Origin of the sequence: Pseudomonas sp. B2M1-30 (genome assembly GCF_025447575.1) — a bacterium.
Lineage (GTDB): Bacteria > Pseudomonadota > Gammaproteobacteria > Pseudomonadales > Pseudomonadaceae > Aquipseudomonas > Aquipseudomonas botevensis.
In genome coordinates, this window is record NZ_JAOEJT010000008.1 from 158,933 (window position 1) to 182,111 (window position 23,179).

A 23,179-nucleotide genomic window follows, 5' to 3' on the forward strand; every position below is an offset into this window, starting at 1 on the left:
TCACTTCCTCGGGTCGAAGGCATCGCGGGCGGATTCGCCGATGAACACCAAAAGGCTGAGCATCAGGGCCAGCACGGCGAACGCGCTCATGCCCAGCCACGGGGCTTGCAGGTTGGATTTGCCCTGGGCCACCAGCTCACCCAGCGACGGACTGCCGGCCGGCAAGCCGAAACCGAGGAAGTCCAGCGCGGTGAGGGTGCCGATGGCGCCGGTCAGGATGAAAGGCATGAAGGTCATGGTCGAGACCATGGCGTTCGGCAGGATGTGGCGAAACATGATCGCCCCGTTCTGCATCCCCAGCGCCCGCGCCGCGCGCACGTATTCGAGGTTGCGCCCGCGCAGGAACTCGGCGCGCACCACGTCCACCAGGCTCATCCAGGAAAACAGCAGCATGATCCCCAGCAGCCACCAGAAGTTGGGCTGCACGAAACTGGCGAGAATGATCAGCAGGTACAGCACCGGCAGGCCCGACCAGATCTCCAGGAAACGCTGGCCGGCCAGATCGACCCAGCCGCCATAGAAACCCTGCAAGGCCCCGGCGATCACGCCGATGATCGAACTCAGCACGGTCAATGTCAGGGCGAACAGCACCGAAATCCGGAACCCGTAGATCACCCGCGCCAGTACGTCGCGGCCCTGATCGTCAGTACCCAGCAGGTTGTCCGCCGAGGGTGGCGCGGGGGCCGGGACTTTCAGGTCGTAGTTGATGCTCTGGTAGCTGAACGGGATCGGTGCCCACAGCACCCACGCGTCCTTGGCCTTGAGCAGTTCGCGGATGTACGGGCTCTTGTAGTTGGCCTCCAGCGGGAATTCGCCGCCGAAGGTGGTTTCCGGGTAGCGTTTGATCGCCGGGAAATACCAGTGGTTGTCGTAATGCACCACCAGCGGTTTGTCGTTGGCGATCAGCTCGGCGCCGAGGCTCAGGCCGAACAGCAGCAGAAACAGCCACAGCGACCACCAGCCACGCTTGTTGGCCTTGAACAGTTCGAAGCGTCGGCGGTTGAGAGGGGACAGGTTCATCTCAATGCTCCCGGCTTTCGAAGTCGATGCGCGGATCGACCAGGGTATAGGTGAGGTCGCCGATCAGTTTCACCACCAGCCCCAGCAGGGTGAAGATGAACAGGGTGCCGAACACCACCGGGTAATCGCGGTTGATCGCCGCTTCGAAACTCATCAGGCCGAGGCCGTCGAGGGAGAAAATCACTTCCACCAGCAACGAACCGGTGAAGAAGATGCCGATGAACGCCGACGGGAACCCGGCAATCACCAACAGCATGGCATTGCGGAACACATGACCGTAGAGCACGCGGTTGCGCGTCAGGCCCTTGGCCTTGGCGGTCACCACGTACTGCTTGTTGATTTCATCGAGAAAGCTGTTCTTGGTCAGCAGGGTCATGGTCGCGAAGTTGCCGATCACCAGCGCCGTCACCGGCAGCGCCAGGTGCCAGAAGTAATCGAGGACCTTGCCACCCAGGCTCAACTCGTCAAAGTTGTTCGAGGTCAGGCCGCGTAGCGGGAACCAGTCCAGATAGCTGCCGCCGGCAAACACCACGATCAGCAGGATGGCGAACAGGAAGGCCGGGATCGCGTAACCGATGATGATCGCCGAACTGGTCCAGACGTCGAAATGACTGCCGTGACGAGTGGCCTTGGCGATCCCCAGCGGGATCGACACCAGGTACATGATCAGGGTGCTCCACAGCCCGAGGGAGATCGACACCGGCATCTTTTCCTTGATCAGGTCGATGACCTTGGCGTCGCGGAAGAAGCTGTCGCCGAAGTCCAGTCGGGCGTAGTTCTTGACCATGATCCACAGGCGTTCCGGGGCCGACTTGTCGAACCCGTACATGTGTTCGATTTCCTTGATCAGCGCCGGGTCCAGGCCTTGCGCACCGCGATAGGCGGAACCGGCCACCGACACTTCGGCACCGCCGCCGGCGATGCGGCTGGTGGCGCCCTCGAAGCCTTCGAGTTTGGCGATCATCTGCTCCACCGGCCCGCCGGGCGCGGCCTGGATGATCACGAAGTTGATCAGCAGAATGCCGAACAGGGTCGGGATAATCAGCAACAGTCGTCGAAAAATGTACGCCAGCATCTGATTACTCCGTGCCCACAGGTTCGGCTTGCAGTTGGGTTTCGACTTCTACCGCAGGTTTCGTATCGGGTTTGACCCACCAGGTATTAATGCCGATGTCGTACCGGGGAGAGACTTTCGGGTGGCCGATGTGGTTCCAGTAGGCCACGCGCCAGGTCTTGATGTGCCAGTTGGGGATCACGTAGTAGCCCCATTGCAGCACACGGTCCAGCGCCCGGGCGTGGGCCACCAGGCTTTTGCGCGAGTCGGCATTGATCAGTTGCTCGACCAGTTGGTCCACCACCGGATCCTTCAGGCCCATGGTGTTGCGGCTGCTGGGCTTGTCGGCGGCGGCGCTCATCCAGAACTCACGCTGCTCGTTCCCCGGCGAGTTGGATTGCGAGAAGCTGCCGACGATCATGTCGAAGTCCCGCGAGCGCACGCGGTTGACGTACTGCGAGACATCGACGCGGCGGATCATCAGATCGATCCCCAGATCGCTGAGGTTGCGCTTGAACGGCAGCAGCACCCGTTCGAAATCGGTCTGCGCCAGCAGGAATTCGATGACCACCGGTTTGCCGCTGGCATCGACCATCTTGTCGTCGACGATCTTCCAGCCGGCTTCTTGCAGCAGTTGATAGGCCTCGCGTTGCTGGGTGCGGATCATGCCGCTGGCATCGGTCTTGGGGCTTTCGAAGGCTTCGCTGAACACCTGGGCCGGCAGCTTGCTGCGAAAAGGATCGAGGATCGCCAGTTGATCGGCGTCCGGCAGGCCGGTGGCGGCCATTTCCGAGTTTTCGAAGTAGCTGCGGGTGCGCGCGTAGGCGCTGTTGAACAGCTGTTTGTTGGTCCATTCGAAGTCGAACAGCAGGCTCAGCGCCTGACGCACCCGCACATCCTGGAATATCGGGCGACGCAGGTTGTAGACGAAACCCTGCATGCCGGTGGGATTGCCGTTGGGGATCAATTCCTTGATCAACCGGCCCTCGGTGACCGCCGGGACGTTGTAGGCGTTGGCCCAGTTCTTCGCGGTCATTTCCAGCCAGTAGTCGAACTGCCCGGCCTTCAAGGCTTCCAGCGCCACGGTGTTGTCGCGGTAATAATCGGTGGTCATCACGTCGAAGTTGTAGAAACCGCGATTGACCGGCAGGTCCTTGCCCCAATAGTCCTTGACCCGCTCGTAGCGCACCGAGCGCCCGGCCTTCACCTGGGTGACGCGGTACGGGCCGCTGCCCAGCGGGATTTCCAGATTGCCCTTGGTGAAATCGCGGCTGGCCCACCAGTGTTTCGGCAGCACCGGCAACTGGCCGAGAATCAGCGGCAACTCGCGGTTATTGGTGTGCTTGAACTTGAAGAGGACTTTGAGTGGATCTTCGGCGATCACTTCCTCAACGTCGCTGTAGTAACCGCGAAACAGCGGTGAGCCTTCCTTGGTCAGGGTCTGGAAGCTGAATACCACGTCTTCGGCACGCATCGGGTGGCCATCGTGGAAGCGCGCTTCGGGACGCAGGTAGAAGCGCACCCAACTGTTGTCCGGGGCCTTCTCGATCTGGGCGGCGACCAGGCCGTATTCGGTGAACGGTTCGTCGAGGCTGTGTTTGGTCAGGGTGTCGTAGATCTGCCCGACGTCATCCGCCGGTACGCCCTTGCTGATGAAGGGGTTGAGGCTGTCGAAGCCGCCGAACCCGGCCTGGCGGAAAATGCCGCCCTTGGGCGCCTTGGGGTTCACGTAATCGAATTGCTTGAAGTCGGCCGGGTATTTCGGCGGCTCGTTGTACAGGGTCACGGCGTGTTGCGGGGCGGCGCAGGCCAGCCCGGCGAACAGCAAGCCGCCGGCCTGCACGAGCAGGGCACGCAAAGGCTTCATTGATCCTTCTCCGAAGATTTCAGCCACCACGCGCTCAAACCCAGGGTGTAGGGCGGCGTGGTGACGAAGGCGAACCGGTTGCGGTACGCCAGACGGTGATAATTGAGATACCAGTTGGGAATGCTGTAGTGCTGCCACAGCAGCACGCGGTCGAGGGCCTTGCCGGCGGCGACCTGTTCGTCGCGGGTGCGGGCGGCGAGCAACTGTTCGAGCAGATGGTCGACCACCGGGTTGGCGATGCCCGCGTAATTCTTGCTGCCCTTGATCCCGACCTGACTGGAGTGGAAATACTGCCATTGCTCCAGGCCCGGGCTGAGGGTCTGGTTCAGGGTCATCAGGATCATGTCGAAATCGAACTGATCCAGGCGTTGTTTGTACTGGGCGCGATCCACCGTGCGCAGGCGCGCGTCGATGCCGATGCTGTTGAGGTTTTCGATGTAGGGATGAAGGATGCGTTCCAGGTTCGGGTTGACCAGCAGCAACTCGAAGCTCAGCGGCTGGCCTGCGGCGTTCTGCAGGCGCTGGCCGTTGAGCTTCCAGCCAGCCTCGGCCAGCAGCGCCAGGGCCTTGCGCATGGTTTCCCGGGGGATGCCGCGCCCGTCGGTCTGCGGCAGGCTGAACGGTTCGGTGAACAGCCGCGCCGGCAGTTGATCCTTGTACGGCTTGAGCATCAGCCACTCGTGACCGACCGGCAGGCCGCTGGCGGTGAATTCGCTGTTCGGGTAGTAGCTGGTGCTGCGCCGGTAGGCGTCGCTGAACAGCGCGCGGTTGGTCCACTCGAAGTCGAACATCAGGCCCAGGGCTTCGCGCACCTTGACCTCCGAGAAGGTCGGCCGCCGGGTGTTCATGAACAGGCCCTGGCTCTGGGTCGGGATCTGGTGCGGAATCTGCGCCTTGATCACATCGCCTCGGCGCACTGCCGGAAAGTTGTAGCCGTTGGCCCAGTTCTTCGCCTGGTGTTCGATGTAGATGTCGAACTCACCGGCCTTGAACGCTTCGAACGCCACGTCGCTGTCGCGATAGAACTCGACCTCCATGCGATCGAAATTGTACTTGCCGCGATTGACCGGCAGATCCTTGCCCCAGTAATCCTTGACCCGTTCGAACACCAGTTGGCGCCCCGGAGTCACCGAGGTGATGCGATACGGCCCGCTGCCCAGGGGCGGCTCGAACGTGGTGGCCTTGAAGTCCCGGCCTTTCCAGTAGTGTTGCGGCAGCACCGGCAATTCGCCGAGGCGCAGGATCAGCAGCGGGTTGCCGGAGCGCTTCATCACGAAACGAATGCGCTGCGGGTTGAGGATGTCGACCCGCAACACTTCCTGCAGGGCGGTGCGATACAGCGGATGACCTTCCTTGAGCAGCAGGCGATAGGAAAACGCCACGTCATAGGCGGTGATCGGCGTGCCGTCATGGAAGCGCGCTTCCGGGCGCAGATTGAACACGACCCAGCTGCGATCTTCGCTGTACTCCACCGATTGTGCGATCAGGCCATAGCTGGAGGCCGGCTCATCCCCGGACGGCGAATACTGACCGGTGCCAACCATCAGCGGCTCGTTCAGCTCGTTGATGCCGTATTGCAGGAAGTTTGCGGTGGTGACGGGGCTGGTGCCCTTGAAGGTGTACGGATTGAGCGTATCGAAGGTGCCAAACGCCATGACCCGTAAGGTGCCGCCCTTGGGCGCTTGCGGGTTGACCCAGTCGAAGTGGGTAAATCTGGCCGGGTACTTGAGCGTGCCGAATTGCGCATAACCGTGACTTTCGGTGATCGTCGCGCTTGCGGAGGAGCTCAAGGCCAGGCTGATCAGGAGCAGGAGGAGGGGGCGCTTCAAGTCAGATCCGATCCAGGCGGCTTGGGCTTTGTGGGCCGTACAGTAACAGCTTGTATGGACAGGAAAAAGACGGGGGTTAATGTGGGGTTAATCGGGAGGGCTGGGGCTGATGCTCACCACCGCCACCAGGCCAGACACCAGACGAAAAAAAGCCCCTGAAATTCAGAGGCTGTTCTATCAGTGCGGCTGATAAACCGTAAGCATCTGCCCCGGCTTCAATGCTTTGCCCGCACCCGGATTCCAGCGCTTGAGATGCTGCATCTCGACGTTGAAACGTTTGGCAACCATATACAGCGAGTCGCCCTGCTGAACCTTGTATTGGGTCTGCTGCTTGCTGTCGGCTTTGCCCTTGGTCTTGCTGTTGGCCGCGACCACGGTGTTGATCCGGCCATTGCTGCGAGCAGGGCTGCGCTTGGTGTTGTCCTGCATCACCAGGGTCTGGCCGACCTTGAGATTTTTGCCGTTCAGCTTGTTCCAGCGTTGCAGGTCCTTGACCTCGACCTTGTTGGCCTTGGCGATGGAGCCGAGGTTGTCGCCGCGCTTGACCCGATAGGCGCGCTTGAGTTGCGCGACTTCGGTGCTGTCGGCCCCTTCGAACACCGGTTTCAGCGAGCGAGGGCTGATCAGTTCTTCAGGCCGCATGGTCTGCAGGCTGGCGGTCAGCAGTTGGGCCTTGGATGTCGGCACCAGCAGATGCTGCGGGCCGTCGACGGTGGTGCGCTGCTTGAACGCCGGGTTGAGCTGGAACAGTTCGTCTTCGTCGATGTTGGCCACGGCGGCGACCTTGGACAGGTCCATGCGCTGGTTGATTTCGACGACCTGGAAGTACGGTTCGTTGGCGATCGGGTTGAGGTTCACGCCGTAGGCTTCCGGCGCCATGACCACTTGCGACAGGGCCAGCAGCTTCGGCACGTAGGCCTGGGTTTCCGCCGGCAGCGGCAGGTTCCAGTAGTCGGTCGGCAGGCCGAGACGCTCGTTGCGCTCGATGGCGCGGCTGACCGTGCCTTCGCCGGCATTGTACGCAGCCAGGGCCAGCAGCCAGTCACCGTTGAACATGTCATGCAGGCGGGTCAGGTAATCCATGGCCGCTGTGGTCGACGCGGTGATGTCGCGGCGGCCATCGTAGAAGCGGGTCTGACGCAGGTTGTAATAACGCCCGGTGGAGGGGATGAACTGCCAGAGGCCCACCGCGTCGGCGCGGGAGTAGGCCATCGGGTTGTAGGCACTTTCAATCACCGGCAACAGCGCCAGTTCCAGCGGCATGTTGCGTTCTTCGAGGCGTTCGACGATGTAATGAATGTAGAGACTGCCGCGTTCGCCGGCGTTCTCGAGGAAAGAGGGGTTACTGGCGAACCACAGGCGCTGTTGCTCGATGCGCGGGTTCACGCCCAGGCCTTCCTGCAGCTGGAAGCCCCCGCGCATACGCTCCCAGATATCCTGGGGCACTTGCGGGCTCGGCTTTTCGCTCAGCCAGATCGGCTTCTGCTTGGCTCGCGCAGCAATGTTCGGCGTATGGGTCGCTTCAGTCTGCGGAGCATGGCTGGAACAGCCCGCCAGTGTGGCGGACACAGCCACCGCGATGGCTTGTGCCAGGCGGGTCAATGCATCTGAATTGACGGACTTACGTATGGATGACGACATTGGCTGGAAGTAAGTTCCGGGCAAAAATGTCGGGCGATTCTAGAAAGCGCACCCCTATCGGTCAACCATTCAGAATTTTTGTACCAACCGGTGAGCCCCTCAGAATTTATCTTTCCATGCCCGCAGAGCCGCAAAAACCTCGCTCGGCACCCGGTTTTGAGCGCCATTCCGTTCGTCCACTTTTTGTGTAACTAATGTTTCAGTGGTGCGCAAAAAGGGGTTGGTGAGCTTTTCCAGGGCCAGGGTCGAGGGCAGGGTCATGACCCCGTTTTGCCGTTGCTGGCTGACTTTTTCCAGACGGGCGGCAATGTCCGGGTTGCCGGGTTCGACGGCTGCGGCGAATTTCAGATTGCTCAGGGTGTATTCGTGGGTGCAGTAGACGAGCGTGTCTTCGGGCAGCGCGGCCAGGCGACTCAGCGAATGGTGCATTTGCTCCGGCGTGCCTTCGAACAGGCGTCCGCAACCGGCCGCGAACAGCGTATCACCGCAGAACAGCAGGCCGTGGTGGTAGTAGGCGATGTGCCCCAGGGTGTGGCCGGGCACGGCATACACATCGAAGTCCCAGCCGAGCACGCGGATCTTGTCGGTATCCTTGAGGGCAACATCCCGGGCCGGGATATTCTCGCTGGCCGGCCCGTAAACCGTGGCGCCGGTGGTTTTTTTCAGCGTCTCGACGCCGCCGACGTGGTCATGGTGATGGTGAGTGATCAGAATGTCGCTCAGCACCCAGCCCGGATGCGCGCCAAGCCAGGCCTGCACCGGCGCGGCATCGCCCGGATCGACCACCGCGCAGCGCTGGTTGGAGTGATCCTGTAACAACCAGATGTAGTTGTCGGTGAAGGCGGGCAGGGCACTGATCTGTATCATCTTCGGGTTCGCCAAGCGGGAAACATTGGCGCATCTTAGAGGTTCCTGGCGCGTTGGAGAATGACATGACCGATAAAGCATTCGCTCAGGCCGATCCTGACTGGCTCGCGTTGATCGGCGCGGCCCGAGAGTGGCTGGCCGGCCCGCTCGGGCAATTTCTGCTGGATGAAGAGCGGCGCATGCTCGAAGACGAGCTGGGGCGCTTCTTCGGTGGCTACCTGGTGCATTACGGGCCGTCTGCGGAAAACCCGCCGTCCGCCCCCCAGGTTCAGCGCAATGTGCGTCTGGGGGCGCCGTTGCCCGGCGTCGAGATCGTCTGCGAAGAGCAGGCCTGGCCATTGAGCGAGCATGCCGCCGACGTGGTGGTGTTGCAGCACGGCCTGGATTTTTCCCTGTCGCCCCACGGCCTGCTGCGTGAAGCGGCCAGCAGCGTGCGACCCGGCGGGCATTTGCTGATTATCGGCATCAATCCCTGGAGCACCTGGGGCCTGCGCCATGTGTTCGCCCACGATGCGCTGCGCCAGGCGCGTTGCATTTCACCGTCGCGGGTGGCTGACTGGCTCAGCCTGCTGGGCTTCGCGCTGGAGAAACGCCGCTTCGGGTGCTATCGTCCGCCGCTCGCGTCACCCAAGTGGCAGGCCCGACTGGCCGGCTGGGAGCGCAGGGCCGGTGCCTGGCAAGTGGCCGGCGGCGGCTTCTATTTATTGGTGGCGCGCAAGATCGTGGTGGGCCTGCGTCCGGTGCGTCAGGAACGTCGTGAGCCGATGGGCAAGCTGATTCCGCTGCCGATGGCCAAGGTCAACCGCCGCCGCATCGAACCGTAAACCTTCTTTATATTCCCGGCCGGGTTCGCCCCGGCCTCGGCCATTGCCGATCCATGATCGGCAGGGCAACGCATTTTTTCTGGATAGAGTGGCATGAGCGAAAGCGTCGATAGCGTAGAACTGTTCACCGACGGCGCCTGCAAGGGCAATCCCGGCCCCGGCGGCTGGGGCGCCTTGCTGGTCTGCAAGGGCGTCGAAAAAGAGTTGTGGGGCGGCGAAGCCAACACCACCAACAACCGCATGGAGCTGCTCGGTGCGATCCGGGGCCTGGAGGCTCTCAAGCGGCCCTGCGAAGTGCTGCTGGTGACCGACTCGCAATACGTGATGAAAGGCATCAACGAGTGGATGGCCAACTGGAAGAAGCGCGGCTGGAAAACCGCTGCCAAGGAACCGGTAAAGAACGCCGACCTGTGGAAAGAGCTGGACGAGCAGGTCAACCGCCACAAAGTTACCTGGAAATGGGTTCGCGGCCACATCGGCCATCACGGCAACGAGCGGGCCGACCAGTTGGCCAACCGTGGCGTGGATGAAGTGCGTGGCTACAAGCAGGACTGATACCCCCGGCGAGCGTGATACCATCGCCGCTTTTGCACGATAGACCCCGTTGAGAGCTGAACACTGATGGCCACCAGATCCGTTGTACTCGATACCGAAACCACCGGCATGCCGGTGACCGACGGCCACCGGATTATCGAAATCGGTTGTGTCGAGCTGATCGGCCGGCGCCTGACGGGCCGGCATTTTCACGTTTACCTGCAACCGGATCGCGAGAGTGACGAGGGTGCGATCGGTGTTCACGGCATCACTAACGAATTCCTCGTCGGCAAGCCACGTTTCGCTGAAGTGGCTGAGGAATTCTTCGAGTTCATCAACGGCGCGCAACTGATCATCCATAACGCGGCGTTCGACGTTGGCTTCATCAACAACGAATTCGCCCTGATGGGCCAGCACGAGCGCGCGGATATCACGCAGCACTGCTCGATCCTCGACACCCTGATGATGGCCCGGGAACGTCACCCTGGGCAGCGCAACAGCCTCGATGCATTGTGCAAACGCTACGGCGTCGACAACTCCGGCCGTGAGCTGCACGGCGCGTTGCTCGACTCGGAGATTCTTGCCGACGTCTACCTGACCATGACCGGTGGCCAGACCAGTCTGTCGCTGGCCGGCAACGCTTCCGACGGCGCGGAGGGCGGGGGTGCGGCCTCCACGGAAATCCGTCGCCTGTCGGCCGAACGCCAGCCGGGTCGTATCATCCGCGCCACCGAGGACGAACTGGCGCAGCATGTGACGCGTCTGGAAATCATCGCCAAGTCGGCCGGCGCACCGGCGTTGTGGACCCAGTTGCTGGAAGCCGAAGCTCAGGCCTGAGCCTCGAACGATCGCAGCCTCCGTCAGCCCCTTGAGGATGTTCATACATCCCGATGCGGGCGCTGACGGAGGCTGCGATTTTTTTGCTTTTGGCGGAACTGACAATGGCGTGACTGCAACGTGCCACCCTCGCCACATTCGCTCCGACCCTCTACCCTGAGGACATTGGCAGATCACGATCCGCCGCCTCAGGACCCTGAGCCCCATGTACAAAGATTTGAAGTTTCCGGTGTTGATCGTCCACCGCGACATCAAGGCCGACACGGTTGCCGGTGACCGCATACGCGGAATCGCCCGGGAACTGGAGCTCGAAGGTTTCAGCATCGTGTCGGCCACGGACTACACCGAAGGCCGCCTGGTCGCGTCGACCCATCATGGTCTGGCGTGCATGCTGATCGCCGCCGAAGACGCCAGCGCCCACTCGCATTTGTTACAGAACATGGCCGAACTGATCGGGCTGGCCCGGGTCAGGGCGCCGGATCTGCCGATCTTCGCCCTGGGCGAACAAGTCACTCTGGAAAACGCCCCGGCCGATGCCATGGCCGAGCTCAACCAGTTGCGCGGGATTCTCTACCTGTTCGAAGACACCGTGCCGTTTCTCGCCCGGCAAGTGGCGCGGGCGGCGCGCAAGTACCTGGACGGCTTGCTGCCGCCGTTCTTCAAGGCTTTGGTGCAACACACCGCCGATTCCAACTATTCCTGGCACACCCCCGGTCACGGTGGCGGCGTGGCTTATCACAAGAGTCCGGTGGGGCAGGCGTTCCATCAGTTTTTCGGGGAAAACACCCTGCGCTCGGACTTGTCGGTCTCGGTGCCGGAACTCGGTTCGCTGCTCGATCACACCGGGCCGCTGGCCGAGGCTGAAGCGCGGGCGGCGCGCAATTTCGGCGCCGATCACACCTTTTTCGTGATCAATGGCACGTCGACCGCCAACAAGATCGTCTGGCATTCCATGGTCGGGCGCGATGATCTGGTGCTGGTGGATCGCAACTGCCACAAATCGGTGTTGCACGCGATCATCATGACCGGCGCGATCCCGCTGTACCTGTGCCCGGAGCGCAATGAGCTGGGGATCATCGGTCCGATTCCCCTGAGCGAATTCAGCCGTGAATCGATCCAGGCCAAGATCGACGCCAGCCCGTTGACCAAGGGCCGCGAGCCGAAGGTCAAACTGGCGGTGGTCACCAACTCCACCTACGACGGCCTCTGTTACAACGCCGAACTGATCAAGCAGAGCCTGGGCAACAGCGTCGAGGTCCTGCACTTCGACGAAGCCTGGTACGCCTACGCGGCGTTCCACGAATTCTTTGCCGGACGTTACGGCATGGCGACGTCGCGCAGTGACGACAGTCCGCTGGTGTTCACCACTCATTCCACCCACAAGCTGTTGGCGGCGTTCAGCCAGGCGTCGATGATTCATGTGCAGGACGGTGGGGCGCGGCAACTGGATCGCGACCGTTTCAACGAAGCGTTCATGATGCATATCTCGACTTCGCCGCAATACAGCATCATCGCCTCGCTGGATGTGGCCTCGGCGATGATGGAAGGGCCGGCCGGACGCTCGCTGTTGCAGGAAACCTTCGATGAAGCCCTGAGCTTTCGCCGGGCGCTGGCCAACCTGCGCCAGCACATCGCCGCCGATGACTGGTGGTTTTCGATCTGGCAGCCGCCGGGCGTGGAGGGGATCGAGCGGGTGCTGACCGAAGACTGGTTACTGCAACCCGACGCGGACTGGCACGGTTTCGGTGACGTCAGCGACGACTACGTGCTGCTCGATCCGATCAAGGTCACGCTGGTGATGCCGGGCCTGAGTGCGGGTGGCGCATTGAGCGACAAAGGCATTCCGGCGGCGGTGGTCAGCAAGTTTCTCTGGGAGCGTGGACTGGTGGTGGAAAAAACCGGGTTGTATTCGTTCCTGGTGCTGTTCTCCATGGGCATCACCAAAGGCAAATGGAGCACCTTGCTTACCGAGTTGCTGGAGTTCAAGCGCAGCTACGACGCCAACGTCAGTCTCGCCAGTTGCCTGCCCTGTGTCGCCCAGCAGGATACCGCGCGTTATCGCGGCATGGGCCTGCGCGATCTGTGCGATCAGTTGCACGCCTGCTATCGCAGCAATGCCACGGCCAAACACCTCAAGCGCATGTACACCGTCATGCCGGAAATCGCCATGAAGCCGGCCCATGCCTATGACCAACTGGTGCGCGGCGAAGTCGAGGCGGTGCCGATCGATCAGTTGGAAGGGCGGGTGGCTGCCGTGATGCTGGTGCCGTACCCGCCGGGAATTCCGCTGATCATGCCCGGTGAACGCTTTACCGAATCGACTCGCTCGATCATCGACTACCTGAAGTTTGCCCGCACCTTCGATGCAAGCTTCCCGGGATTCGTGGTCGATGTGCATGGACTGCAACACGAAGACGAGGGCAATGGACGGCAGTACACCGTCGATTGCGTCAAGGAATGAGGAATTTATCCACTATGCAACCGGTCATCACACCGAAGTATCCAGGATTGTCGGTGCGGGTCGCCGATGACGGTTTTGCCGCCTATATCTGGAGCAGCGATTTCAGTTTCGAAGTCAGCGCTTACGGGGCGGCGCAAATCGGTCAGGCCGTGGAGCGCTGGCCGGTGACGCCCATCGTGCCGTACCGCAAGTGCTATGGCATCGATCCCGAAGAGTTCAGCAGTTTCCGCGATGCCGCCGACAGCGCGATTTTCATGGCGTGGCTCGACGACCAGCCGGTCGGCCATCTGGTCATCAGCACCAACTGGAACGGATTCGCCCACATCGATGAGCTGGCGGTACACGCTCCGGCACGGCGTCATGGCGTGGCCAAGGCGCTGCTCGATGTGGCGCAGTTCTGGAGCCGCAAGAAGAAACTGCCGGGGATCATGCTGGAAACCCAGAACAACAACCTCGGCGCCTGTCGGCTGTATGAGCGTTGCGGCTATGTGATCGGTGGCATCGACCACTTGCGCTATCGCGGGATCGACCCGAACACCGCTGAAGTTGCACTGTTCTGGTATCGCCTGTTCGATAATCCGCTGGAAAACCCGATCAGTTCGCCAGCATCGCCTCGGCTTGTTCCTTGACGATGCCGAGCAGGGTCTGAATGGCGGTAGAAGGCGTGGCGTGTTTGCAGGTGAGTGCGTAGAGACTGATCGGCACGGCCGGCGACAGCGGGCACACATCGAGTCCGGCGGCGCGGGCGCCAAGGGCGGTGAACGGGTCGACGATGGCCAGTCCTTCGCCGGCCTCGACCATGCCGCGCATCATCTGCTGGGTCTGCACCCGGGTCTGGATACTGGGGGCCGGGCGCAGGGCCTGGAGTTTGTGTTCCAGCGCCGGACTCAGCGGATCCTGCCCTTCGAGGCCGACCATGGCCTGGCCGGCCAGATCCTGCAGGGAAATGTACTTCTGCTTCGGTTGCAGCCAGCCGTGGGGGGCGAGCAGTTGCAGCTTGCCCTGGGCCAGCACCTGGCAATCGATATCCGGGTGTTCGGGATCATGCAGGCTCAGGCCCAGATCGCATTCGCGCAGCAACAGGCTGCGAACGATCAGTCGGGTCGGCTCGCTGAGCAACGTGCAAGGCGCGTCGGGCAGACGTCGGCGCAGGGTGGCGAGGCTTTGCGGCAACAGTTGTTGCGCCAGCGGCGGGGTGCCGATGATGCGCAAGGGCGGGGCGAGGTATTGCCTGAGACTGCTGGCGAGCCGTTGCACCGGCTCCAGCGCTTCATAGACGTGAGCGATTTCGCCCTGCAAGGCCCGCGCTTCCTGAGTCGCCTGGAGGCGTCCGCGAACGCTGGCGAACAGCATGAACCCCAACTGACTCTCGGCTTCGCGCAAGCGCTCTTCGACCTCGGCCACCGGTAACTGCAACCATTCGGCGGCGGTCCCCACATGGCCGGTCTGCAAAAGCGCCTGAATCACTTCGATATGACGTAAACGCATGCGTGGAGTCCATGTCCGGGCAGTTGGGGTCAGTGGCTGAATCCTACCCCAACTCTGCGTCCAAGACTGCTGCTCATAACAACGCGTTATGAAGCGATGGACGGCTCGGGTTCGCGAATCAGCGTGATGCCCGATTGAACCAGCAGGAACTCGTTCTCATCGATTTTATTGACGCGGTCGCCAATCGCCAGTTTGTAGGTGGTGACAGGCTCCATGCCGCCGAGACCGTCCGCCGACGGGTTGGATTCCTGGAACTCATGCACGGAATAAACGCGGCCTTCCGCATCTCTTGCATGGAACTGACCGACGAGTACTGCTGCCATCTGCTTAGAACCTCTGGAGATAAAACGCTTGATTTGCGGCTTGGTAGACCGTCATCAGGCTCGGTAAGTTTTCCTACAGGAAAAAAATATTCGGGACGCAGGAAAATCCTTAGTCAACTGGTGGAATCGTCGATGGATCATCTATAACTACAGGCTCCTCCCACGGACAGTCGAGAGTCTTCCAATGAGCAACGTCTATAACGTCGCAGTAGTGGTCGGCAGCCTGCGTAAAGCATCGATCAATCGCAAAGTCGCCCTGGCCCTGGCGGAGCTGGCGCCGGCCAATCTCAAGCTTGAAATCGTCGAAATTGGCGATCTGCCCCTTTATAACGAAGACATCGACGGCGATTCACCGCCCGCAGCCTACAGTACTTTCCGTCAGCGGGTGGGTTCATCCGACGCGGTGCTGTTTGTGACCCCCGAATACAACCGCTCGGTGCCCGCGCCGTTGAAAAACGCCATCGATGTCGGCTCCCGGCCTTACGGCAAAAGTGTCTGGGGTGGCAAGCCGGGGGCGGTCATCAGCGTTTCTCCCGGCGCCATTGGTGGCTTCGGTGCCAACCAGCATCTGCGCCAGTCCTTCGTATTTCTCAACGTGCCGTGCATGCAGCAGCCGGAAGCCTACCTGGGCGGCGCCGGGACTGCGTTCGACGAGGCCGGCAAGTTGAACGAGTCGGTGAAGCCGTTCCTGCAAAGCTTCATCAATGCCTATGGGCAGTGGGTGGAGCAGCACAAAAAGTGAGGCACTGACGCCCCGGACATTGTGGGAGCGGGCGAGCCTGCTCCCATCGGGTTTCAGGCCTGTCCCGGTACATTCGGCCAAAGGTCCGACACCAGAAACAGCCGCTCGGCTTCTTCCCATTCGCCCCGCGCGTTCTCGGTCAGGCGCACCATCAGTTGCGCCGGCGCCAGGGGTTCCAGTTCATTCAACCAGGCCTGCAAGTGTTCCGGGCTCCAGGTCTGATCCGCCGGGTAATGCGCCGGGGCCAGCCAGGCGTGGCGGGGCAGGGACTGCCAGCGTCCGGCCGGGCGCTGGGCGACGAACGCCGGCCAGTCCCGTTGATGCAGCCAGCTGCCGCGCAGGTGCTGCGGATGGGCGCCGTTGGGTGATTCGGACTGCCCGGGCCATGGATAGAGCAGGTAACCGCCCAGCCACAACTGCGCACTGAACACCTCGATATCCAGCGCCTTCAGGACCTCACGGCTTTCTGCCCGAGCGGAGATCGGCAACTGGTGTTCGCTCAGGTGCGCCAGTTTGCGATCGAGTCGATCGTGACAGCCAGGGCCGAGCCACTGCGCCGGATCGCGGCCGTCGCCATTCTGCGGGCCGAGGTAGAGCTTGATCGCCAGTTCCAGGTGATGCACGCCGTCGCGGTCGCGCAGCAGCATGTCCAGCTCGCCGAGGGTATGGCCTTCGCGGCGGATCGGCAGGTTGGCGGCGATCAGCTCGATGCCCGGTGCATGTTCCACCGCAAACTGCCACAACCGTTCGTAGTACAGCCCCAGACGCCGGGTGCGGGCCTGGGACAGCCAGTGCAGCAGGCCATAGCTGTCGTGATCGAGCCGGCGCAGCCAGTGTTCCAGTTGCTGCGGGTCGCGCACCCAGTCGCTGCCCGCCAGCGGATGGCGTTGCGGCCACGGCGTGTTCGCCAGCATCGGCGGGGCGAGGATCACCCACGCCAGATCGCGCACCTCCGGGTGGCGCAATTGGTGGGGCAGCTGGAGCAAATCGGGAAATAGGATCATCTTGCGAGCATAGCCGCAAACAGGGGCGCGCCCTTGAGGCTGAAAGGATTTTGTCTATCGGTGGCTTTCGCCCATAATCGTCGTTTTCGCCGTCGCAACTCTGCAGGAGTCCCATGGAGCAATTTCGTAATATCGGCATCATCGGTCGCCTGGGCAGTTCCCAGGTGCTGGATACCGTCCGCCGACTGAAACGCTTTCTGCTCGATCGTCACCTGCATGTGATTCTCGAAGACACCATCGCCGAAGTCCTGCCGGGGCATGGTCTGCAAACCTCGTCGCGCAAGATGCTCGGCGAAGTCTGCGACATGGTCATCGTCGTTGGCGGTGACGGCAGCCTGCTCGGCGCCGCCCGGGCGCTGGCGCGGCACAACATTCCGGTGCTAGGGATCAACCGTGGCAGCCTCGGATTTCTTACCGACATTCGTCCGGACGAGCTGGAAATCAAGGTCGCCGAAGTGCTCGACGGCCATTATCTGGTGGAAAACCGTTTCCTGCTGCAAGCCGAAGTCCGCCGCCATGCCGAGGCCATCGGCCAGGGCGATGCGTTGAACGACGTGGTGCTGCACCCCGGTAAATCGACGCGGATGATCGAGTTCGAACTGTACATCGACGGTCAGTTCGTCTGCAGCCAGAAGGCCGACGGCCTGATCGTCTCCACGCCGACCGGTTCCACCGCTTACGCCCTGTCCGCCGGCGGCCCGATCATGCATCCCAAGCTCGACGCTATTGTGATTGTGCCCATGTACCCCCATACCTTGTCTGGGCGGCCCATCGTGGTCGATGGCAACAGTGAGCTGAAAATCGTCGTGTCCAAAGATATGCAGATCTACCCGCAAGTCTCCTGCGACGGGCAGAACCATTTCACCTGTGCGCCGGGCGACACCATCACCGTCAGCAAGAAAGCACAGAAGCTGCGGCTGATTCATCCGCTTGACCACAACTACTACGAAGTCTGTCGCACCAAGCTCGGCTGGGGCAGCAAGTTGGGTGGTGGAGGCGACTGATGCTCGATCCCGCGCGTAGCTACGACCTGATTGGTGACGTGCACGGATGCGCCCTGACGCTGGAACACTTGCTTGACCGGCTCGGTTATCACAAGCAGGGCGGCGTCTGGCGGCATCCCTCACGCATGGCGGTGTTCGTCGGCGACATCATCGATCGCGGCCCGCGAATCCGCGAGGCGCTGCACATCGTCCACGACATGGTCGAGGCCGGTCAGGCGTTGTGCATCATGGGCAATCATGAATTCAATGCCCTCGGCTGGAGCACCCCGGCGCCACCGGGCAGCGGCAAGCAGTTCGTGCGCGAACACACGCCGCGCCATGCGCGCCTGCTGCACGAAACCCTGACCCAGTTCGAAGAGCATCCGGGCGACTGGCATGATTTCCAGCGCTGGTTCTACGAGTTGCCCTTGTTTGTCGATGCCGGACGCTTCCGGGTGGTGCATGCCTGTTGGGATGCCGGCCTGATCGAGCCGTTGCGCGGGCTGTTTCCCGACGGCTGCATCGATGAACATTTCCTCCAGGCCTCGGCGGTGCCGGAGAGCTTTGCCTGCACGGTCTTCGATCGCCTGCTGCGCGGCACCGACATGCGTTTGCCCCATGGCCTGACCATGACCAGCGGCGACGGCCTGGTGCGATCGTTCTTCCGCACCAAGTTCTGGGAAGACGACCCGAAAACCTACGGCGACATCGTGTTCCAGCCCGATGCCTTGCCGGAACCGGTGGCGCAGACCCCGTTGACCTCCACTGAAAAAAATTCCCTGTTGCGCTACGGCGTCGATGAGCCCTTGTTGTTCGTCGGCCATTACTGGCGCAGCGGCAAACCGGCGCCGATCCGGCCGAACCTGGCGTGCCTGGATTACAGCGCGGTGCTCTACGGCAAGCTGGTGGCTTATCGTCTGGATCAGGAAACCCGCCTCGATCCGCATAAATTCGTCTGGGTCGATGTCGAGCGGCCGGAGGTGCTGCAATGAGTGCGATCGCGGTATTGCGCCTGCCGTTGGCGGCGGACTTGAGCGGTTTTGTCAAACTGCTGCAACGCATGCAGGTGCCCCATCGCGTCAGCGAAGAGGCGGGCGAGCAGGTGCTGTGGGTGCCGGCGGAAATCAGCGACGACGTGCGCTCGCTGTACGAACGCTTCCCGGCGGGCGATCCCGATCAGCAACTGGACATCCCGGTGGCGCAGACCTTCAAGCGCCCGAGCTTTGTCGAACAGTTGAAATACGCCAAGGCCACGGGGTTCATCCTGTTGCTGAGCCTGATCGTCGGCGGGCTGACGTTTCTTGGCGACAACCTCGAGACGATGCGCTGGCTGACGTTCCTCGATTTCCGCGTGGTCGGCGAATACATCCACTTCACACCGCTGGCCGACAGCCTGGCGGCGGGGCAGTGGTGGCGGCTGTTCACGCCGATGCTGCTCCACTTCGGCATCTTGCACCTGGCCATGAACGGCATGTGGTTCTGGGAGCTGGGGCGGCGCATCGAGTCGCGTCAGGGCAGCATCAACCTGATCGGCCTGACCCTGCTGTTCAGCCTGGTGTCGAACTACGCGCAGTATTATTTCAGCGGCGCGACCCTGTTCGGCGGCTTGTCCGGCGTGCTCTACGGCCTGCTCGGGCATTGCTGGATCTTCCAGTTGCTGGCGCCGAACCCGGCCTATCGCCTGCCGCGCGGCGTGCTGGTGATGATGCTGGTGTGGTTGTTGCTGTGCCTGTCCGGGCTGGTGTCGATGATCGGTTTCGGCGAAATCGCCAACGCCGCTCACGTCGGCGGGTTACTCATCGGATGCTTCACCGGTTTGTTGGGCGGTTTGTATAACCGCCGTAAACTGGCCGTCTAATTTAGCCTGTGAATAAAGAGCACGGAGACCCTGATGTCCTCTTTTAACGAGTTGATCAAGAACATTACCCCCGACATCTACCAGAGCCTGAAACTGGCGGTGGAGATCGGCAAGTGGTCCGACGGTGGCAAGCTCACCGCCGAGCAGCGTGAGCTGTCGTTGCAGGCAATGATCGCCTGGGAAACCCAGAACCTGCCGGAAGACCAGCGCACCGGTTACATGGGGCCGCAGGAGTGTGCATCGAAATCGATCGAAGTGCCGAACATCCTGTTCAAGTCGGATGCCATCCATTGATCGAGATTGGCCGCGGTGCAATCAGCAAAATGTCGGCGCGCCTGGACGGGCCGACCGTGCAATACGCGTTTCGTCTGGATGATGTCGAGGTGCCGGTCAATCCGTTGATCGGTAGCACGGTGCGTCTGGAATACCTGGGGGCGATCCACTGCACCCATTGCGGACGCAAGACCAAAACCAGTTTCAGCCAGGGTTATTGCTACCCGTGCATGACCAGACTGGCCCAGTGCGACATCTGCATCATGAGCCCGGAGCGCTGCCATTTCGACGCCGGCACCTGCCGGGAGCCTGAGTGGGGCGAGAAGTTCTGCATGACCGATCATGTGGTCTACCTGGCGAACTCGTCGGGGATCAAGGTCGGCATCACCCGTGCCACCCAGTTGCCGACCCGTTGGCTCGACCAGGGCGCCAGCCAGGCGTTGCCGATCATGCGCGTCGCCACTCGCCAGCAGTCGGGGTTCGTCGAAGACCTGTTCCGCAGCCAGGTGGCGGACAAGACCAACTGGCGGGCGTTGCTCAAGGGCGATGCGGCGGCGGTGGATCTGGCGCAGGTGCGCGATCAGCTGTTTGCAAGCTGCGCCGAAGGCCTGCAAGGCTTGCAGGAGCGATTCGGCCTACAAGCAATTCAGACGATTACCGATGTCGATCCGCTGGAAATCCGCTATCCGATCGAGCAATACCCGGCCAAAATCGTCAGCTTCAACCTGGACAAGAACCCGATTGCCGAAGGCACGCTGCTGGGGATCAAGGGCCAGTACCTGATCTTCGACACCGGCGTGATCAATATTCGCAAGTACACGGCTTATCAGCTCGCCGTGCATCAATAAGGACTCCAGCATGCGCACCGAACAACCGAAGATGATTTACCTGAAGGACTATCAGGCGCCCGAGTACCTGATCGACGAAACGCACCTGACCTTCGAGTTGTTCGAGGATCACAGCCTGGTTCATGCGCAACTGGTGATGCGCCGCAATCCTGCGCGCGGCCCGGGCCTGCCGCCGCTGGTGCTCGACGGCCAGCAACTGGAGCTGCTGTCGGTGATCCTGGCCGACCAGGAACTGAGCGCCGCTGACTACCAGCTCAGCGAAAACCACCTGACCCTGCAACCGGCCAGCGCCACTTTCACGGTCGACACCAGCGTCAGAATCCACCCGGAAACCAACACCGCGCTGGAGGGCCTGTACAAGTCCGGCACGATGTTCTGTACCCAGTGCGAGGCCGAAGGCTTCCGCAAGATCACCTATTACCTCGACCGCCCGGACGTGATGAGCAAGTTCACCACCACGGTGGTCGCCGAGCAGCACAGCTACCCGGTGTTGCTGTCCAACGGCAACCCGATCGCTTCCGGCCCTGGCGAAGACGGCCGGCACTGGGCGACCTGGGAAGACCCGTTCATGAAGCCGGCGTACCTGTTCGCGCTGGTGGCCGGTGACCTGTGGTGCGTCGAAGACACCTTCACCACCATGACCCGGCGTGAAGTGGCGCTGCGCATCTACGTCGAGCCGGAAAACATCGACAAGTGCCAGCACGCCATGAACAGCCTGAAGAAGTCGATGCGCTGGGATGAAGAGGTCTACGGTCGCGAGTACGATCTGGACATCTTCATGATCGTCGCCGTGAACGACTTCAACATGGGCGCGATGGAGAACAAGGGCCTCAACATCTTCAACTCCAGCGCCGTGCTGGCTCGCGCCGAAACCGCCACCGACGCCGCGCACCAGCGGGTCGAGGCGATCGTCGCCCACGAGTACTTCCACAACTGGTCGGGCAACCGCGTGACCTGCCGCGACTGGTTCCAGCTGTCGCTCAAGGAAGGTTTCACCGTATTCCGCGATTCCGGTTTCTCCGCCGACATGAACTCGGCCACGGTCAAGCGCATTCAGGACGTGGCCTACCTGCGTACCCACCAGTTCGCCGAAGATGCCGGCCCGATGGCTCATGCGGTGCGCCCGGACAGCTTCATCGAGATCTCCAACTTCTACACCCTGACCGTGTACGAAAAGGGTTCGGAAGTGGTCGGCATGATCCACACGCTCCTGGGTGCCGAAGGCTTTCGCAAGGGCAGTGACCTGTACTTCGAACGCCATGACGGCCAGGCCGTGACCTGCGATGACTTCATCAAGGCCATGGAAGATGCCAATGACGTCGATCTGACCCAGTTCAAGCGCTGGTACAGCCAGGCCGGTACGCCACGTCTGGCGGTGAGCGAGTCTTACGATGCAGCGGCGAAAACCTACAGCCTGACCTTCCGCCAGAGCTGCCCGCAGACGCCGGACAAGGTGGAAAAACTGCCGTTCGTGATTCCGGTGGCGCTGGGTCTGCTGGACAGCCAGGGTCATGAAATCGCGCTGCGTCTGGCCGGTGAAGCCTCCTCGCAAGGCACCAGCCGGGTCATTTCCGTGACCGAGGCCGAGCAGACCTTCACCTTCGTCGACATCGCCGAACAACCGCTGCCCTCGTTGCTGCGCGGCTTCTCGGCGCCGGTGAAACTGAGCTTCCCGTACAACCGCGATCAACTGATGTTCCTGATGCAGCACGACAGCGACGGCTTCAACCGCTGGGATGCCGGCCAGCAGCTGTCGGTGCAGGTCTTGCAAGAGCTGATCGAGCAGCAGCAGAAGGGCGAGGCACTGGTTCTCGATCCGCGTCTGGTTTCGGCGTTGAAAACGGTGCTGTCCGACGAAACCCTGGATCAGGCCATGGTCGCGGAAATGCTTTCGCTGCCAAGCGAAGCCTACCTGACCGAAATCAGTGAAATCGCTGACGTCGAGGCGATCCATACCGCTCGCGAGTTCGCGCGCCAGCAACTGGCGGACAACCTGTTCGAAGCCCTGTGGCTGCGTTATCAGGCCAACCGCGACCTGTCCAAGCAAACCCCGTACGTGGCCGAGGCCGAGCATTTTGCCCGTCGCGCGTTGCAGAACATCGCGCTGTCGTACCTGATGCTCAGCGGCAAGCCGCAAGTGCTGGCGGCGACGCTGGAGCAGTTCGACGCCTGCGACAACATGACCGAACGCCTGACTGCGCTGGCGGTACTGGTCAACTCGCCGTTCGATGAGCAGAAAGCCCAGGCGCTGGCGAGCTTCGCCGAGCACTTCAAGGACAATCCGCTGGTCATGGATCAGTGGTTCAGCGTGCAGGCCGGCAGCACCTTGCCCGGCGGCCTGGAGCGCACGAAGGCGCTGATGCAGCACCCGGCGTTCAACATCAAGAACCCGAACAAGGTGCGTGCGCTGGTCGGCGCGTTTGCCGGGCAGAACCTGATCAACTTCCATGCGGCTGATGGTTCGGGCTATCGCTTCCTGGCGGATCTGGTCATCGAACTGAACGGTTTCAACCCGCAGATCGCCTCGCGCCAACTGGCGCCGCTGACCCGCTGGCGCAAGTACGACAGCGCCCGTCAGGCGTTGATGAAAGGCGAGCTGGAGCGGATTCTGGCGTCGGGTCAGTTGTCCAGCGATGTGTACGAAGTGGTCAGCAAAAGCCTGGCCTGATTCAAGGCCTTCCCCTCGGCCAGACCATAAAAAACGCCGCTTAAAAAGCGGCGTTTTT

The 23,179-nt window shown here is 61.8% G+C and carries 21 protein-coding genes; 12 read left to right on the forward strand and 9 right to left on the reverse strand.

What is annotated here, in order from left to right; translation table 11 throughout:
* The 6 genes from N8H74_RS17385 to gloB all read right to left on the reverse strand — a co-directional run bounded on the left by N8H74_RS17385 (window position 1) and on the right by gloB (window position 8,278).
* Window positions 1-1,020: an ABC transporter permease gene (locus tag N8H74_RS17385; RefSeq protein WP_217833662.1), complete on the reverse strand. Its 1,020-nt coding sequence runs from the start codon at window positions 1,018-1,020 to the stop codon at window positions 1-3.
* Window position 1,021: 1 nt separating this feature from the next.
* Entirely contained in the window at window positions 1,022-2,095 is a 1,074-nt protein-coding gene (locus tag N8H74_RS17390; protein WP_217833663.1) for a microcin C ABC transporter permease YejB, read from the reverse strand.
* Between the two features lie 4 nt (window positions 2,096-2,099).
* On the reverse strand, window positions 2,100-3,941 hold the full coding sequence (locus tag N8H74_RS17395) for an extracellular solute-binding protein (RefSeq protein WP_262149067.1): 1,842 nt from the start codon (window positions 3,939-3,941) through the stop codon (window positions 2,100-2,102).
* Window positions 3,938-5,770: an extracellular solute-binding protein gene (locus tag N8H74_RS17400; RefSeq protein ID WP_262149068.1), complete on the reverse strand. Its 1,833-nt coding sequence runs from the start codon at window positions 5,768-5,770 to the stop codon at window positions 3,938-3,940. Before N8H74_RS17400 ends, N8H74_RS17395 begins: the two co-directional genes overlap by 4 nt.
* Window positions 5,771-5,947: 177 nt before the next feature.
* On the reverse strand, window positions 5,948-7,411 hold the full coding sequence (locus N8H74_RS17405) for a transglycosylase SLT domain-containing protein (RefSeq protein WP_262149069.1): 1,464 nt from the start codon (window positions 7,409-7,411) through the stop codon (window positions 5,948-5,950).
* A gap of 99 nt (window positions 7,412-7,510) precedes the next feature.
* Complete coding sequence (gloB, locus tag N8H74_RS17410) at window positions 7,511-8,278, reverse strand: hydroxyacylglutathione hydrolase (protein WP_262149071.1); 768 nt, start codon at window positions 8,276-8,278, stop codon at window positions 7,511-7,513.
* Window positions 8,279-8,343: 65 nt separating this feature from the next.
* On the opposite strand from gloB, the gene N8H74_RS17415 reads away from it, so the two are divergent.
* From N8H74_RS17415 to N8H74_RS17435, 5 genes are all read left to right on the forward strand, one after another.
* Window positions 8,344-9,102 carry a class I SAM-dependent methyltransferase gene (locus N8H74_RS17415; protein WP_262149073.1) on the forward strand — a complete coding sequence of 253 codons (759 nt, stop codon included), beginning with the start codon at window positions 8,344-8,346 and terminating at the stop codon, window positions 9,100-9,102.
* Window positions 9,103-9,195: 93 nt separating this feature from the next.
* Window positions 9,196-9,657, forward strand: a complete 462-nt coding sequence (gene rnhA / locus N8H74_RS17420; RefSeq protein WP_039770807.1) for a ribonuclease HI — start codon at window positions 9,196-9,198, stop codon at window positions 9,655-9,657.
* A gap of 66 nt (window positions 9,658-9,723) precedes the next feature.
* On the forward strand, window positions 9,724-10,473 hold the full coding sequence (dnaQ, locus tag N8H74_RS17425) for a DNA polymerase III subunit epsilon (protein WP_217833669.1): 750 nt from the start codon (window positions 9,724-9,726) through the stop codon (window positions 10,471-10,473).
* A gap of 205 nt (window positions 10,474-10,678) precedes the next feature.
* Complete coding sequence (locus tag N8H74_RS17430) at window positions 10,679-12,934, forward strand: Orn/Lys/Arg decarboxylase N-terminal domain-containing protein (RefSeq protein WP_217833670.1); 2,256 nt, start codon at window positions 10,679-10,681, stop codon at window positions 12,932-12,934.
* A gap of 14 nt (window positions 12,935-12,948) precedes the next feature.
* Window positions 12,949-13,563, forward strand: a complete 615-nt coding sequence (locus N8H74_RS17435; RefSeq protein ID WP_217833671.1) for a GNAT family N-acetyltransferase — start codon at window positions 12,949-12,951, stop codon at window positions 13,561-13,563.
* Here N8H74_RS17435 and N8H74_RS17440 read toward each other — a convergent pair.
* Together N8H74_RS17440 and N8H74_RS17445 are read right to left on the reverse strand one after the other, a co-directional pair.
* A complete protein-coding gene (locus N8H74_RS17440; protein ID WP_262149077.1) occupies window positions 13,529-14,422 on the reverse strand; it encodes a LysR substrate-binding domain-containing protein in 894 nt (297 codons plus the stop codon). The genes N8H74_RS17435 and N8H74_RS17440 overlap by 35 nt on opposite strands.
* An 86-nt stretch (window positions 14,423-14,508) precedes the next feature.
* Window positions 14,509-14,745 (reverse strand): hypothetical protein, encoded by a 237-nt coding sequence (locus N8H74_RS17445; RefSeq protein ID WP_217833673.1) that lies wholly within the window; start codon window positions 14,743-14,745, stop codon window positions 14,509-14,511.
* Between the two features lie 184 nt (window positions 14,746-14,929).
* Here N8H74_RS17445 and N8H74_RS17450 point away from each other — a divergent pair, with 184 nt between their 5' ends.
* Window positions 14,930-15,487: an NAD(P)H-dependent oxidoreductase gene (locus N8H74_RS17450; RefSeq protein ID WP_262149080.1), complete on the forward strand. Its 558-nt coding sequence runs from the start codon at window positions 14,930-14,932 to the stop codon at window positions 15,485-15,487.
* A 53-nt stretch (window positions 15,488-15,540) separates the two neighbouring features.
* On the opposite strand, the gene N8H74_RS17455 is transcribed toward N8H74_RS17450, so the two are convergent.
* Entirely contained in the window at window positions 15,541-16,491 is a 951-nt protein-coding gene (locus N8H74_RS17455; protein ID WP_262149082.1) for a DUF1853 family protein, read from the reverse strand.
* A 113-nt stretch (window positions 16,492-16,604) separates the two neighbouring features.
* Between N8H74_RS17455 and N8H74_RS17460 the strand changes: the two genes are divergently transcribed.
* Genes N8H74_RS17460 through pepN form a run of 6 tightly spaced genes read left to right on the forward strand, consistent with a single transcriptional unit; the run spans window position 16,605 to window position 23,121 of the window.
* Window positions 16,605-17,495 carry an NAD(+) kinase gene (locus N8H74_RS17460; protein WP_217833676.1) on the forward strand — a complete coding sequence of 297 codons (891 nt, stop codon included), beginning with the start codon at window positions 16,605-16,607 and terminating at the stop codon, window positions 17,493-17,495.
* Window positions 17,495-18,466, forward strand: coding sequence for a metallophosphoesterase (locus N8H74_RS17465; protein WP_217833677.1), 972 nt, complete (start codon window positions 17,495-17,497; stop codon window positions 18,464-18,466). The genes N8H74_RS17460 and N8H74_RS17465 overlap by 1 nt, the downstream gene beginning before the upstream one ends.
* Window positions 18,463-19,332 (forward strand): rhomboid family intramembrane serine protease, encoded by an 870-nt coding sequence (locus tag N8H74_RS17470; RefSeq protein WP_217833678.1) that lies wholly within the window; start codon window positions 18,463-18,465, stop codon window positions 19,330-19,332. The genes N8H74_RS17465 and N8H74_RS17470 overlap by 4 nt, the downstream gene beginning before the upstream one ends.
* A gap of 33 nt (window positions 19,333-19,365) precedes the next feature.
* Window positions 19,366-19,626 carry a DUF1315 family protein gene (locus N8H74_RS17475; RefSeq protein WP_217833679.1) on the forward strand — a complete coding sequence of 87 codons (261 nt, stop codon included), beginning with the start codon at window positions 19,366-19,368 and terminating at the stop codon, window positions 19,624-19,626.
* Window positions 19,623-20,453: a DUF2797 domain-containing protein gene (locus N8H74_RS17480; RefSeq protein ID WP_217833680.1), complete on the forward strand. Its 831-nt coding sequence runs from the start codon at window positions 19,623-19,625 to the stop codon at window positions 20,451-20,453. Before N8H74_RS17475 ends, N8H74_RS17480 begins: the two co-directional genes overlap by 4 nt.
* 10 nt (window positions 20,454-20,463) lie before the next feature.
* Window positions 20,464-23,121 carry an aminopeptidase N gene (gene pepN, locus N8H74_RS17485; RefSeq protein ID WP_262149086.1) on the forward strand — a complete coding sequence of 886 codons (2,658 nt, stop codon included), beginning with the start codon at window positions 20,464-20,466 and terminating at the stop codon, window positions 23,119-23,121.
* The last annotated feature ends 58 nt before the right edge of the window (window positions 23,122-23,179 follow it).

Coding starts and splice junctions, on each gene's coding strand:
- N8H74_RS17385 (WP_217833662.1), bottom strand. CDS start 1,020: ATGAACCTGTCCCCTCTCAACCGCCGACGCTTCGAACTGTTCAAGGCC.
- N8H74_RS17390 (WP_217833663.1), bottom strand. CDS start 2,095: ATGCTGGCGTACATTTTTCGACGACTGTTGCTGATTATCCCGACCCTG.
- N8H74_RS17395 (WP_262149067.1), bottom strand. CDS start 3,941: ATGAAGCCTTTGCGTGCCCTGCTCGTGCAGGCCGGCGGCTTGCTGTTC.
- N8H74_RS17405 (WP_262149069.1), bottom strand. CDS start 7,411: ATGTCGTCATCCATACGTAAGTCCGTCAATTCAGATGCATTGACCCGC.
- gloB (WP_262149071.1), bottom strand. CDS start 8,278: ATGATACAGATCAGTGCCCTGCCCGCCTTCACCGACAACTACATCTGG.
- N8H74_RS17415 (WP_262149073.1), top strand. CDS start 8,344: ATGACCGATAAAGCATTCGCTCAGGCCGATCCTGACTGGCTCGCGTTG.
- rnhA (WP_039770807.1), top strand. CDS start 9,196: ATGAGCGAAAGCGTCGATAGCGTAGAACTGTTCACCGACGGCGCCTGC.
- dnaQ (WP_217833669.1), top strand. CDS start 9,724: ATGGCCACCAGATCCGTTGTACTCGATACCGAAACCACCGGCATGCCG.
- N8H74_RS17430 (WP_217833670.1), top strand. CDS start 10,679: ATGTACAAAGATTTGAAGTTTCCGGTGTTGATCGTCCACCGCGACATC.
- N8H74_RS17435 (WP_217833671.1), top strand. CDS start 12,949: ATGCAACCGGTCATCACACCGAAGTATCCAGGATTGTCGGTGCGGGTC.
- N8H74_RS17440 (WP_262149077.1), bottom strand. CDS start 14,422: ATGCGTTTACGTCATATCGAAGTGATTCAGGCGCTTTTGCAGACCGGC.
- N8H74_RS17445 (WP_217833673.1), bottom strand. CDS start 14,745: ATGGCAGCAGTACTCGTCGGTCAGTTCCATGCAAGAGATGCGGAAGGC.
- N8H74_RS17450 (WP_262149080.1), top strand. CDS start 14,930: ATGAGCAACGTCTATAACGTCGCAGTAGTGGTCGGCAGCCTGCGTAAA.
- N8H74_RS17455 (WP_262149082.1), bottom strand. CDS start 16,491: ATGATCCTATTTCCCGATTTGCTCCAGCTGCCCCACCAATTGCGCCAC.
- N8H74_RS17460 (WP_217833676.1), top strand. CDS start 16,605: ATGGAGCAATTTCGTAATATCGGCATCATCGGTCGCCTGGGCAGTTCC.
- N8H74_RS17465 (WP_217833677.1), top strand. CDS start 17,495: ATGCTCGATCCCGCGCGTAGCTACGACCTGATTGGTGACGTGCACGGA.
- N8H74_RS17470 (WP_217833678.1), top strand. CDS start 18,463: ATGAGTGCGATCGCGGTATTGCGCCTGCCGTTGGCGGCGGACTTGAGC.
- N8H74_RS17475 (WP_217833679.1), top strand. CDS start 19,366: ATGTCCTCTTTTAACGAGTTGATCAAGAACATTACCCCCGACATCTAC.
- pepN (WP_262149086.1), top strand. CDS start 20,464: ATGCGCACCGAACAACCGAAGATGATTTACCTGAAGGACTATCAGGCG.